Origin of the sequence: Jeotgalibacillus salarius, assembly GCF_004405125.1 — a bacterium.
Classification (GTDB): Bacteria; Bacillota; Bacilli; order Bacillales; family Jeotgalibacillaceae; genus Jeotgalibacillus; species Jeotgalibacillus salarius.
This window is the reverse complement of the sequence record NZ_SORX01000004.1, coordinates 222,598-234,912: the sequence shown is the minus strand read 5'-3', so window position 1 is coordinate 234,912 and position 12,315 is coordinate 222,598. Positions and strand designations below refer to the sequence as shown.

Below are 12,315 nucleotides of genomic sequence, written 5' to 3'. Positions count from 1 at the left end.
TACGAAACATATTCGTAAATGAATAAAAAAACCGCCACACCGGGGTTTCGGTGTGGCGGTTAATGCTTATTGCATATTGTATTTCTTCTTGAATCTTTCAGCACGTCCATCTTTATCAGCGAACTTCTGTCTGCCAGTGTAAAATGGATGTGTGTCAGAACTTACCTCCACTTTTAATAGAGGATAGGTATTTCCATCTTCCCACTCAATTGTTTCATTAGAGGACTTAGTCGAACCAGTCAAAAATTTAAAACCATTGTTTGTATCCATGAACACTACTTTACGGTAGTCCGGGTGAATGTTTTGTTTCATATTAATATTACCTCCCTTAAATAAATCGTAACCGTTACGTTTTAAATTAAAACATATTTTATTTACCTATGCAAATGAATTGTTTTCAACTGAATCTTACACAGACTGAAATTTCACGTTTTGTGCTAAACTTAAAGGTAATGACTAGATTTGAAAGGTTGATACACATGACAAACACAGTAAAACTAACTTCACTTTCTTCTAAAGGAGGCTGCGGTTGTAAGATTGGTCCCGCTGACCTCTCACAGGTATTAAAAAACCTTCCACTGGCGGATGCGAACCCAAATTTACTGGTTGGACTTGATACGAGTGATGATGCAGGCGTCTACAAAATCAATGATGAAACTGCGCTTGTACAAACACTTGATTTCTTCACACCGATCGTTGATGATCCTTACGATTTCGGACAGATTGCCGCAGCAAATGCGATCAGTGATGTGTATGCAATGGGCGGCACTCCACTGACAGCATTAAATATTGTAGCTTTTCCAATTTCAACACTGGATAAAAGCATTTTGACAGACATTCTTCGCGGAGCGGCTGATAAATTAAAAGAAGCAGGCGTTACGCTTGTCGGCGGGCATTCAATCGATGATCAGGAACCAAAATTCGGACTTGCCGTCACAGGAACTGTTCATCCGGATAAAGTCAGAGCAAATGCCGGCGCAAAGCCCGGTGATAAGCTGATTTTGACAAAACCGATTGGTGTGGGTATTTCCACGACTGCACTCAAAAACGGTTTATTAAGTGAAGAAGAGACGAAGAATGTCACAAAGGTGATGGCCACTTTGAATAAGAAAGCGGCAGAAACAATGGCAGAATTCGATGTGCATGCCGCGACAGATGTGACAGGATTCGGGCTGCTCGGTCATGCTTCCGAGATGGCAGCAGGCAGCCAGGCCGGTATCCGTATTAACAAAAAAAATGTACCGGTCTTACCTCGCGTTCGTGAATTAGCCGAGGGTGGCACCATTCCCGGAGGAACTAAAAATAACTATGCTCATTTAGAAGGAAATGTGATCTATCCTGATGATATGGACCAGCTGGACCGCTATATTTTATGTGATGCAGTAACATCAGGCGGACTTTTAATTTCAATCAATGAGGCTGAAGCAGATAAACTGCTAAAAGAACTACAGGGTAACGGTGTTGATGCACATGTTATTGGAGAAGTTGTCAGTGATCACCCAGGGAAGATCCTGGTTCATTTATAAGTTGGAAGGTGAACAGTTTTGACTAGAGAAATCACTTTAAATGATTTAATGGAAGCACACGAAAATAGTGAGCGGGTTCTGGTAGACGTGAGGTCCCAGGGAGAATTTGAAGAAGGTTCCATACCCGGCAGTGTGAATATACCGGTTTTTAATAATGAAGAGCGTGCAGAAATCGGCACAATTTATAAGCAAGTAGGTCAGGAAGCGGCAAAAGAACGCGGACTTGAAATATTCTCTGCTAAATTGCCGGAATTCGTTAAGCAATTTAGAGAATTAGGTTCTCCCGTATCAGTTTTCTGTTGGCGCGGCGGTATGAGAAGTAAAACTGCCGCTACAACTACGGAATTGATGGGTGTGGATGTGAATCGTCTCACTGGGGGAATCCGGACTTACAGACAATGGGTTGTACAATCTCTTGAAGCATATGAATTTAAGCCGCAACTGCTTGTGTTAAACGGCTATACCGGCTCCGGTAAGACGTTAATTCTTAACCAGTTAAAAGATCATGGCTACCCGATTATGGATCTTGAAAAAATGGCTGGCCATCGCGGATCTATTTTCGGCCAGATTGGACTGGAGCCAAGCAATCAAAAGAAATTCGACTCTCTGCTCATTACGGAACTCAGGAAATTGAAAGAATCTCCCTACATTTTCATTGAGGGTGAAAGCAGAAGAATCGGACGCGTCCATATGCCTGAGTTTCTTCATGAGAAAAAAGAGAAAGCACCTCAGCTGTTTCTGGACCTTCCAGCTGAAGTCCGTGTACAAAACATCATGCAGGATTATCAGCCTGAACAAATGCCAGAACAATTTATGGAAGCATTCGAAAAAATCGAACGGAGAATTCATACGCCAATTTCCCGGGAAATACGTGATCTTTTGACAAAAGGCGACTTTGCAGAAGCTGTGCGCCTTTTGCTCGTGCATTATTACGATCCGCGATATGAGCATTCAATCAGCTCGCAGGACGGAAATCACCAATTTATTAAGGCTGAATCAATGGAAGAAGCTTATGAGAAAGTGAAAGCAGCTGCAGATTCATTCCGCTATACCTCAAGCCGCCAGTAATCAGGGCAGGTTTGGATGATTGATTAAACGTTTTTGGCAGGTGATGAGAAATGAATGCTCTCTGGGTTGGACTTGGCGGATCAATAGGAGTTTTACTTCGCTATACTGTTAACCTGACTATTCAAAGCAGCTTTCCGTATTCAACGCTGCTTGTTAATTTACTTGGGTCATTTTTATTGGGCTTTCTTTCTACAATCCCACTCAAACTGAATCCACACATCAGGTTAGCATTGACAACCGGGCTGATCGGTTCATTCACGACACTTTCAGCAGTAAGCGCGGAACTCTTTACTTTCCTGCAGGCAGGGTACTATTTATCTGCAATTTTATACTTCCTATCAAGCTTAATTTTCGGATTCACCCTGGCTTATATCGGCATTTTTACTGGCAGAAAAGTGAGGGGTTTAAAATGAATCTATTATTGCTCGGACTTGGCGGCTTTTTCGGTGCTGCAGTTCGTTATCTTTTATCGTCATATGGCAACCAAAAACATTCATATATTCCTGCCGGGACACTTTTTGTTAATCTGACAGGATCTTTTTTTCTCGGAATCACGATTGCGATGGAAGTTTCATCATCCGTAAACGTTCTTTTAGCAATCGGGTTTTTAGGCGCTTTCACTACTTTTTCAACAATGCAAACTGAAGCAGTCAGGCTCTTTGATGACCAAAAGCGCATAATGGCCGCTTTTTATTTGCTCATCACATTGATCGGCGGCACACTCTTTGCGGCATTGGGATTTTACCTCGTCATCACGCTATAAACGCGAAAAAATCCCTGACTTCAGTCAGAGATGTCCGCAATTAACTTTATATGGGGAAGAATATTAGCTGTCTTAATCGCCAATTCGGGTAGTTGGATCCTTTTCTTTAAGAAAGCCGCTGTCTTCCCGGCAGTCACTACAATGCAGCAAAATAGCGGTTCAATTCTCCGCAACTCCACCGTTGTTTTACGTGGTCACAAGGATAATTTACCCCTGTATTTGATAGTTAAAACCACTTCGGGCACATTCGTTCTATTCTCCCAGGTTGAACTGCCAAGAGATACCAAAGCGGTCGATTAACTGTCCATACAGCTTACTCCAGAATGTTTCCTGAAGTTCCATTTGAACAGTTCCACCTTCACTTAATTTGTTAAATTGAGTTTTCAGTTTCTCCGCGTCATCTAACACAACAGCAAGGGTAATATTATCACCTTTACGCAGATCCGATCCCGGGAAAGTATCAGAAAACATGACATTGCTGCCATTAATATTCAACCTGGCGTGCATGACCCTTTGCTTTGCCTCTTCAGGCAATGTGTACTCAGGGTGTGGCGGCGCTTCACCAAATGTCATCACTTCCGCTTCGTCAGTTTCAAAGACTTCCTCATAGAATTTAATTGCATCTTTAGCATCTCCGTCAAAAACCATATATACGTTTATAGACATTTGTCATCCCTCCTCCTTCAACCATTCGTCACTCTTAAGTAAAAAACCTTCCATTACTTTATTAAGCTACTAAAAAATGTAGAATGGTTAATGATAAGCAAAAGAAAGGAAGAAAACGCTCTTTTTCTTAAGCGTCATCTTCCTTTTAGCTGTAAAAAGTTTTATTGTAACCTAGGTTCATTGCAGCGGAAGGCGTGGACTCCGGGACGATTAGCCTGTCAGCAGAGACCCCGCAGTCGAAGACGAGGAGGCCTGATGGGACCAAAAAACGGTCCACGTCCGGAAAGCCTACGCCTGGAGCGTAAATGAACCCGCCACTTTTAGAGACTTTTTCAGTTGCCTCTTACTTTATGTCTGGCGTCTCTTCAATTAAACTAAAGAAAAGTCCAAAGGAGCCTGACCCATGGATCAAAAAGAAATCGAAGCTTATATTATTCAAAAGTATCAGGAAGACGAGCAGATCATGGTACGTATCTTCATACAATGGTGTCATGAACGGGACTTGAACCCTGAAAAAATCTATCATGAAGCTTATCCTTCCCAGCCACCTAACAAGCTGCTTAAAGAGCTGACTGAAGAGAAAGAAGCTTTTGAAATGACAATTGATTCAGGTACGCTGATCAATGTATTGCAGGTGTTTGGCAATGATGACCTCGCACATACAGTATCAGCATACGCAAATAAACAATAAACAGCTTCAGACTGCTTTAAGGAAGCAGTCTGAACAAATTCTCCCATTCCTCAGGAAGCTGTCCTGCACCAATCTCCCTTACCACATCATCATCAGTTGTAATAACTACTTGCCAAAAAAGATCTGGCTTTTCTTCTTGTAGACTCTTATGATGCTGCAACGTTTCTATTTTCAAATATGAAAGTTTTTTCTTGAGCTTGTCTCTTTCTATTTCACTCATAGAAACCGGTTTGAAATCGATTTTTCTATAATTTAACATCCCTGTCCTGCGGGTATTCATTTCTTCAAAATTAACAATCGTTCTATAGGAGGTCCCTTTGGAATCTGCTATTTCAAATTCCATTTGTTTAAGGTTTTTATCCCTCATACTCTCACTCCCATCTTACATTGTTCTTCAAATATTTTAACAAACACTTCAAATGCTCTCCACGGGACAAAAAGGTGTTTTTACAGTGACCTAAAATGAAACTTTATACACCTTTTAGCTAATATAAACGTGACATAACTCCCTATTCGCTTTATGATAGAAATAATTATTATTTACTTATATAAATGGTTGCGTGTTAAGAGGAGGAGAAGTCATGAATCACTTGAAAGCGGATCCCCAGTACCTTTTTGACTTTTTCACAGGTCTTTATAAAATGGTTTTCCTGATGGAAGTTGACTCACAGGGATATAAATATATGGACGTCACAACAGAAGCCGTAAGACTGGCGTCACTTCCTGAAGATTGGAAGGGACGCTACCTTCACGATATTTACGATGAAAAAATTTCGGCTCCGTTGATCAGCCAATATGATGCAGCCGCCTCTACAGGTCAACCTATCTTCTATTCCGATCAAATGAACAAACTCTCTAATATCACGGAGTATGCCGCTTCAGCCCTTATGCCTATTACTGATGAACATGGGCACGTGAAGTATATTATAGGATTAACAAATGATCTTTCAGACTCAACCTCCGCCAAACTGCTGGCTTCTATAGAAAACATCGATTATTTAACAGGGCTCCCAAGCCTGCTTCAAGTTAAATCAGAGCTTTCAAAAATTGAAAACAAAAGCATTTCTATTCTGTATTTAAATATTGATCGATTTAAGTTAATCAATGAGTGGCTTGGAATCGAAACAACAAATGAACTACTCAAAAAGATTGCTAAAAAAACAGCTGACACCCTGCCGCCTGAGTCTATTTTAGGTCGAATTGACGGAGATGAATTCATCATATCCATCACTGATTATTCTGAGGATGAAGTAAGGGCGCTGGCTGAAAATATCTTATCAGCTTTATCAGCGTTTTCCTACAAAGTGAACGGTGTTTCAATTCCGGTTACCGGTTGCATTGGCATTTGCGTCAGTCCGGGACACCCGAATTCATTAATAACAAATGCCTGTGCAGCAATGATTGATGCAAAGAGAGAAGGCAGAAACTCGATCCGTCTTTTCAAGAAAGAAAACCAGCTTCAGGAACATATAGATGAAGTCATTATGGAAGCTGAGCTTCATAAAGCGCTTGAAGAAGATGAACTGACAGTGTATTATCAGCCAAAGTTAAATACTCAAACGAATGAGGTTCATTATGAGGCACTCGTACGTTGGTTCAGCCCTGTACTGGGGACCGTTTCTCCACTTAAATTCATTCCGGTGGCGGAAAAAACGACGCTGATCCAGGATGTTACAAAGACAGTTGTTCGTAAAGTTTGTCAGGACTTAAAAAAATATCCTGAGCTTTGTGCTTCAGCCAGAACATCTATCAATCTGTCTGCCGTTTTATTTGAAGCAGACCTGATCAATCGTCTTTTTATTGACGTCATAGAGGCCTATCAGACTGATCCCTCGAAAATTGAAATTGAAATCACAGAAAATATGTTAATGAAAGATCCAATCAAAGGAATTGAAATTGTCAATCACCTGAAAGAACTCGGGTTCCGTGTAGTGATTGATGACTTCGGCGTCAGTTATTCATCCTTGAATTACTTACGGAACTTCTCTCTTGATGGGATTAAAATTGATAGATCCTTTATTTCACAAATCGATCAGCTGGATAGTGAAAAGGACATCAGTATCGTACATTTTATTATTCAGCTGGCTAAGAAACTAAATCTTCATGTGACTGCTGAAGGTGTTGAAACAAAAGAACAATTTGATATTTTAACCAGTCTGGGCTGTCATGAAATCCAAGGGTATTATTTCAGCAGGCCGCTCCCGGTTGAAAAAATCCAAAGCGCACTGGATCATTTTTTTAATTATATTGCAGAGCAGGAACAGACAGTTTTGGAAGTTGCGGTCAGCCAGGACATCTCGAGCGAAGACAAGCGTCTAAAGGAAATCGAAAGGCTTAATATTCTGGATACCCCTGCAGAAGAACGTTTCGACCGTATTACCAGAATCATTAAAGAAAATTTTCATGTGCCCATCTGTTTTATTTCTATTATTGATGACCAGAGACAATGGTTCAAATCATGCATCGGGCTTCCGGAACCTGTTCAGACTACACGTGAAGCTCCACGAGAACAGACACTGTGTGATTATGTGATCCAGCAGAAAGAACCCCTGATTATTGAAAGCCTGGCAGCTCATCCAGAGGAAACAATACAGGCATTCTTTAAAATGAGCGGTCTTCAATTTTATGCAGGCATTCCAATTTCTTCACAAGGAGAGATCATAGGTACACTCTGTATTACAGACTACCTTCCACGGACATTTAATGACCATCAGATTCAAATGTTGAAGGATTATACAAAATGGGTTGAAACTGAACTGGAACTGTATAGCAGGCAATCATAATCACTCTTTAAAAATAGGATGGGACATAAGCTGTCTCATCCTCTTACTCGTTTCGCTGCGCTTCAGGCGGACGCTTTCCGCGCGGCCGGCGGTGAGCCTCCTCATCGCTTCGCGCCTGCGGGGTCTCACCTGTCCGTCTTCTCGCGCTGGAGTCACCGCCTTACGCTCCGCTACACTTAGATTTTAATATAAATATTGTTTAACTTAACAAAAGAGTTTGTTTTGTCTCAGCCTCTTTTTTAATCTACAGTTTTTAACTCGTAAACACGTGCTTCATAAGGCTTTAACTCCAGCTTCTGAGGCAGTACAGATCTGGCTTCAGCATCAACTTTATAGTTACCGATCACCAGCCGGGCAGCTGTGTCTGAAAACGTATGTGGGCTTTCTGCAGAAAGGTTTTCATCTGAGTGGTTTAACACAACCAGCCACGTTACATCCTGATGGGTCCTCTTATACATATAAAGCGGCTCTTTTCCTTTAGACAGATCCTCGTAATTTCCATATACCATAACAGGATGTTCTTTACGGAGCTCAATCAGATTTTGGTAGGTGTAAAAAACCGAGCTTTGATCCTCAAGCGCTTTTTCAACATTGATTTCATGATAATTAGGATTTATTTTAATCCAAGGTTCCCCATTAGTGAAGCCGGCGTTCTCCTGGTCGTTCCACTGCATTGGCGTACGTGAGTTATCACGGCTTAACAGCAGCAGATCTTCGAACACCTCTTCAGGATCTCTCCCTTTCCCTACCTCTTCTTTATACTTATTCTTCATCGCAATATCATTGTAATCGTCAATCGAATCAAAACGTACGCCCGTCATGCCAATTTCTTCACCTTGATAAACGTAAGGCATTCCCGGCAGCGTATGAAGCATAATACCAAGCAGTTTGGCTGATTCAACACGGAATTCACCGTCGTTCCCGTACCGGGTCACTTGCCGGGTATGGTCGTGATTATTTAAAAACTGTGAATTCCACCCTTTTTCATGAACCCCTTTGTACCAATTCTCCTGAATCTCTTTATATTTAGGCAGATCCATGACAGGCATTTCATCGGCTACCTGGAAGTGAAAAAGCGTATCTAACTCGTTACGGTCTTCGTGCACGTACAGGAGTCCGGTCTCAGGATTAACAAACGGAATTTCTCCGACTGTCATCACATCGTAATGGGTCAACACTTCCCGATTCATCTCCTGAAGATACTCATGAATACCCGGGTTATCAGCCAGATAACTGATGTGATCAGGATTTGCAGCATCCGGGAAACCATCCTCTTTTGCAAGCAGATTAATCACATCCATTCTGAACCCATCAATGCCAAGATCAAGCCATGAGCGCATCATTCTGTATATTTCCTGCCTTACCTCTTCATTCTCCCAGTTCAGATCAGGCTGTTCTTTCGCAAATGAATGGAAGTAATATTCACCTGTCTGATCACCCTTCGTCCACGTAGAAGGCTCAAAGTATGAACGCCAGTTATTCGGAGGACCGTCTTTTTTCCCCTCACGCCAGATGTACCAGTCTCGCTTAGGATGATCTTTAGAGGATTTTGAATCCAGGAACCATGGATGCTGATCTGACGTATGATTGACTACAAGGTCCATGATCACTTTCATTCCTTTATCATGAATGGCATGAAGAAGTTCTTTAAACGTCTCCATATCACCCGCTTTCTCCATCACAGATTCATAGTCTGAAATATCATAGCCATTATCACGGTCGGGTGATTTGTAAAATGGATTGAGCCAGATCACATCAACGCCAAGATTTTTTATGTAGTCCAGCTTCTCCAGCACACCTCTGAGGTCTCCATATCCGTCTCCATTGCTGTCATAAAAGCTGCGCCAGTATACCTGGTAAACAACTGCTTCTTTCCACCATGTTTTCTTCAAGCGAACCCCTCCTGTATATTAAATGTAGATTCATTATAACCGCTTACATACCAGATTGCCTCCTGAAACCATTATAACTATATAAAGGAGTGTTCAGATGAATCCATGGGACAGAAGATTTCAAAGTGAAACGTATATTTACGGGAAGGAACCGAATGAATTTATTGTACAGGCTCAGAGTAAGCTGAACCTGAAGAAGGGCAGATGTCTGGCGGTGGCTGAAGGCGAAGGCAGAAACGCAGTGTATCTTGCCGGGAAAGGTCTGGATGTCACAGTGTGGGATTACGCTGAGGAAGGATTAAAGAAAACACAGGCGCTCGCAGCTGAAAAAGGTGTGTATGTACACACAGCACTTACCGACCTCACTGCAGCACAATGGCCTTCAGAAGCCTTTGATACAGTCGTAAATGTATTTGGACATGTTGACCCTGCAGGACGAACTTCTATGCTTAGGGGGATCAGGAACGCGATTAGGCCAGGTGGTTATTACATCAGCGAAGTTTATTCAAAACACCAGCTCCCATACAAATCCGGTGGTCCGCCAAAAGAAGAATTTCTTTATGACGCGGCAGACATGCTAAAAACCTTTGAAGACTGGAAAATCATCCACTTTTTCACCGGAGAAGTTGTACGGAAAGAAGGAAAACTCCATAACGGACTTTCGCACGTGATACAGATGATTGCTCAGAAACAATAACGGTTAATGGATGTTCCACGTGAAACAAAGAAAAGCGGAGGCGAGCGCTTAGGGGCGTATGCGGTGGACCGAAGCGATTAAGATAAAGGAATCACGGTGAACGCAGTGAGCCGATGATGACTTATCGAAATGAGCTGAGGGAAACGCACCAGCCCCTGCGGTCCGGAGCTGGACAACAGAAAAGCACTTCACGCAACAGGTGCAGGAAGTGCTTTTTTATCATCATCACTTATTTCTTCAGCACGGCAAAAGTCACGATTCCCGCTGCGAATGGCAAAATGGCTACAACTCCAATCGCAGCACCCAGTCCAAACAAGTCAGCTGTAAAGCCTGCTAAAAGCGCACCAAATGCGTATCCGCTGTCTCTCCAAAAGCGGTAAACACCCATAGAAGACGCACGCCATGATGGATCTGCATAATCTGAAACAGCTGCCTGCAGCACCGGATAGACCATTGCGGTGCCAACCCCAAGAAGAATGGCGCTGATCGTCCACATCACAAAGTGATGTGAAGAAAGCAGTAACCAAAGCGCACCCGCTTGTGTAACCATACCGGCTGCAATGAGTATCCGCCTGCCAATTTTGTCACTTAATGCACCCGTAAACAGCTGAAAAAATCCCCATGCTGCCGGGTATACTGCAACTAAAAATCCAATCCCGCCAACGGATACGCCGGCACTCGCGAAGTACAGAGGGAACAGTCCCCACGCCATCCCGTCTTTCAGATTGGTTGCAAGACCTGCAAAGCTGATGGCTGACAAAGGCTTATGCTGCCACGTTGTCAGTTTGAATGCCTCAACAGAAGACATTCCAGCACCGAATTTATTCTGCACTGCAAGATGCTGTGACGTATCTTTTACTTTCAATGACAATAATAGACCAATTACTGCAATCCCGATTCCAACCACGAATGGCTGATAGGATGAAGCCATGAAGCCGGTAATCGCTGCCAGCAAGGCCACTCCGATATAACCCGCAAATTCATTGACACCGGCAGCCAATCCCCGCTGTGTATCGCCAGCAAGATCCATTTTCATATTTAAGGTCATAGACCAGGCAAGACCCTGATTGGCACCGAGCAGCACATTAGCAACAACAATCATCCACCAGGCATCGGCAGTTAAAATGAGTATCGGAACGAACAAACCGAGACTCCAGCCGGCAATCAGAACCTGTCGCCTGCCAAACCGATCAGCTGCTGAACCGGCAAAATAATTCACAATAGCTTTGGAGAAACCAAAGCTTACGATAAACGACAAAGCAGCACTCGTTGAAGTGATGCCGAATTGTTCTTCAGCAAGTGATGGAAGAACTGTTCTTTCAATGCCTACCATTGAACCGACAAACAGGTTTATGACAGCCAGCAGAATAAACTGCTGTTTGTTCTCTTTAATTCCATTAACGACTGTCATATTTAAGTCGTTCCTGCCATTTCCACTCATTCACTCCGGCATCAAGTAAGTAAGCACGGCACCCCTGTTTTTTCAGGATCTCTACTGCCTCAGCTGCGTAAGTGCAATACGGACCTCTGCAATATACAATGACTTCATTGTCGTATTGAATATTGCTGCCTTGCCGCAATTCATCTATCGGTTTTGACATCGCATGTGGCAAATGCCCATATGCATATTCTTCGCTATTTCTGACATCTAATAATGTTGCTTCTCCGGATCTGGCACTCTCTAAAACTTCATCGAGATTCCGGGAAGGTTCACTTATATTGATCACTTGATTCTTCCACTGACTGACCTCTTCAAATCGCGCTTCAGCTGCAAACCTTAAAGATAAAATCAATGACCTGATCTCTTCATCCGCAATTTCATAAATGACATAGTTCCCTTGTTTTTTAAATTTAACCAGTCTGGTATCCAGAAGCGCCTGCAAGTGCTTTGACGCATTTGCCACACTCATTCTGGCTTCTCCGGCCAAATTTTCTACAGTTTTAGGGCTCTGAGTCAGTAAATCAAGCATCTCTATTCTTTTGGGACTGGACATCATTTTCCCGATCTTCGCTACTTCACCATAGACATTGTCTTTGAATTCTCCACTGTTCATTTGTTTAAGCTCCAATCTATTCAACTAATTAGTTGAATAATATCACCTTGAGCATCAAATGTGAAACAGTTAGCTTGAGGGTCATCCTTTAGCAGTGTGCAAATCATTTGAAAATGAGTACTCAAAAAACACTTTGTGAAACACTGAACAAAAAGCTTGCATTTCAAATCAAACC

13 protein-coding genes are annotated in these 12,315 nt (G+C 42.5%); 7 read left to right on the top strand and 6 right to left on the bottom strand.

The genetic code is table 11. The features are described 5' to 3' along the window. Positions 1-66 precede the first annotated feature (66 nt). The gene (locus tag E2626_RS08665) at positions 67-312 is read right to left on the bottom strand and encodes a type B 50S ribosomal protein L31 (RefSeq protein ID WP_134381349.1); all 246 of its coding nucleotides are present in this window, start codon (positions 310-312) and stop codon (positions 67-69) included. Positions 313-479: 167 nt separating this feature from the next. Here E2626_RS08665 and selD point away from each other — a divergent pair, with 167 nt between their 5' ends. The 4 genes from selD to crcB are packed head-to-tail and all read left to right on the top strand — an operon-like array spanning position 480 to position 3,357. Then, complete coding sequence (gene selD, locus E2626_RS08660; RefSeq protein ID WP_134381348.1) at positions 480-1,526, top strand: selenide, water dikinase SelD; 1,047 nt, start codon at positions 480-482, stop codon at positions 1,524-1,526. Positions 1,527-1,544: 18 nt separating this feature from the next. After that, a complete protein-coding gene (gene mnmH / locus E2626_RS08655) occupies positions 1,545-2,594 on the top strand; it encodes a tRNA 2-selenouridine(34) synthase MnmH (protein ID WP_134381347.1) in 1,050 nt (349 codons plus the stop codon). 50 nt (positions 2,595-2,644) lie between these two features. After that, positions 2,645-3,007 (top strand): fluoride efflux transporter FluC, encoded by a 363-nt coding sequence (locus tag E2626_RS08650; protein WP_134381346.1) that lies wholly within the window; start codon positions 2,645-2,647, stop codon positions 3,005-3,007. Continuing rightward, positions 3,004-3,357 (top strand): fluoride efflux transporter CrcB, encoded by a 354-nt coding sequence (gene crcB / locus E2626_RS08645; protein WP_134381345.1) that lies wholly within the window; start codon positions 3,004-3,006, stop codon positions 3,355-3,357. The genes E2626_RS08650 and crcB overlap by 4 nt, the downstream gene beginning before the upstream one ends. Before the next feature lie 252 nt (positions 3,358-3,609). Here the strand turns inward: crcB and E2626_RS08640 are convergent, their stop codons facing one another. Then, the gene (locus E2626_RS08640; protein ID WP_134381344.1) at positions 3,610-4,023 is read right to left on the bottom strand and encodes a VOC family protein; all 414 of its coding nucleotides are present in this window, start codon (positions 4,021-4,023) and stop codon (positions 3,610-3,612) included. Between the two features lie 403 nt (positions 4,024-4,426). Between E2626_RS08640 and E2626_RS08635 the strand changes: the two genes are divergently transcribed. Continuing rightward, entirely contained in the window at positions 4,427-4,714 is a 288-nt protein-coding gene (locus E2626_RS08635; RefSeq protein WP_134381343.1) for a hypothetical protein, read from the top strand. A 16-nt stretch (positions 4,715-4,730) separates the two neighbouring features. On the opposite strand, the gene E2626_RS08630 is transcribed toward E2626_RS08635, so the two are convergent. Beyond that, positions 4,731-5,081 (bottom strand): hypothetical protein, encoded by a 351-nt coding sequence (locus tag E2626_RS08630; protein WP_134381342.1) that lies wholly within the window; start codon positions 5,079-5,081, stop codon positions 4,731-4,733. A gap of 214 nt (positions 5,082-5,295) precedes the next feature. Between E2626_RS08630 and E2626_RS08625 the strand changes: the two genes are divergently transcribed. Continuing rightward, positions 5,296-7,497, top strand: coding sequence for an EAL domain-containing protein (locus E2626_RS08625; RefSeq protein WP_134381341.1), 2,202 nt, complete (start codon positions 5,296-5,298; stop codon positions 7,495-7,497). Positions 7,498-7,736: 239 nt separating this feature from the next. On the opposite strand, the gene E2626_RS08620 is transcribed toward E2626_RS08625, so the two are convergent. Beyond that, a complete protein-coding gene (locus E2626_RS08620) occupies positions 7,737-9,389 on the bottom strand; it encodes a glycoside hydrolase family 13 protein (RefSeq protein WP_134381340.1) in 1,653 nt (550 codons plus the stop codon). Between the two features lie 97 nt (positions 9,390-9,486). Here E2626_RS08620 and E2626_RS08615 point away from each other — a divergent pair, with 97 nt between their 5' ends. Then, complete coding sequence (locus tag E2626_RS08615) at positions 9,487-10,086, top strand: class I SAM-dependent methyltransferase (protein WP_134381339.1); 600 nt, start codon at positions 9,487-9,489, stop codon at positions 10,084-10,086. Between the two features lie 229 nt (positions 10,087-10,315). Here the strand turns inward: E2626_RS08615 and E2626_RS08610 are convergent, their stop codons facing one another. Together E2626_RS08610 and E2626_RS08605 are read right to left on the bottom strand one after the other, a co-directional pair. Next, complete coding sequence (locus E2626_RS08610; protein WP_134381338.1) at positions 10,316-11,497, bottom strand: MFS transporter; 1,182 nt, start codon at positions 11,495-11,497, stop codon at positions 10,316-10,318. Next, on the bottom strand, positions 11,484-12,140 hold the full coding sequence (locus E2626_RS08605; protein WP_134381337.1) for an ArsR/SmtB family transcription factor: 657 nt from the start codon (positions 12,138-12,140) through the stop codon (positions 11,484-11,486). The genes E2626_RS08610 and E2626_RS08605 overlap by 14 nt, the downstream gene beginning before the upstream one ends. Positions 12,141-12,315: the final 175 nt, after the last annotated feature.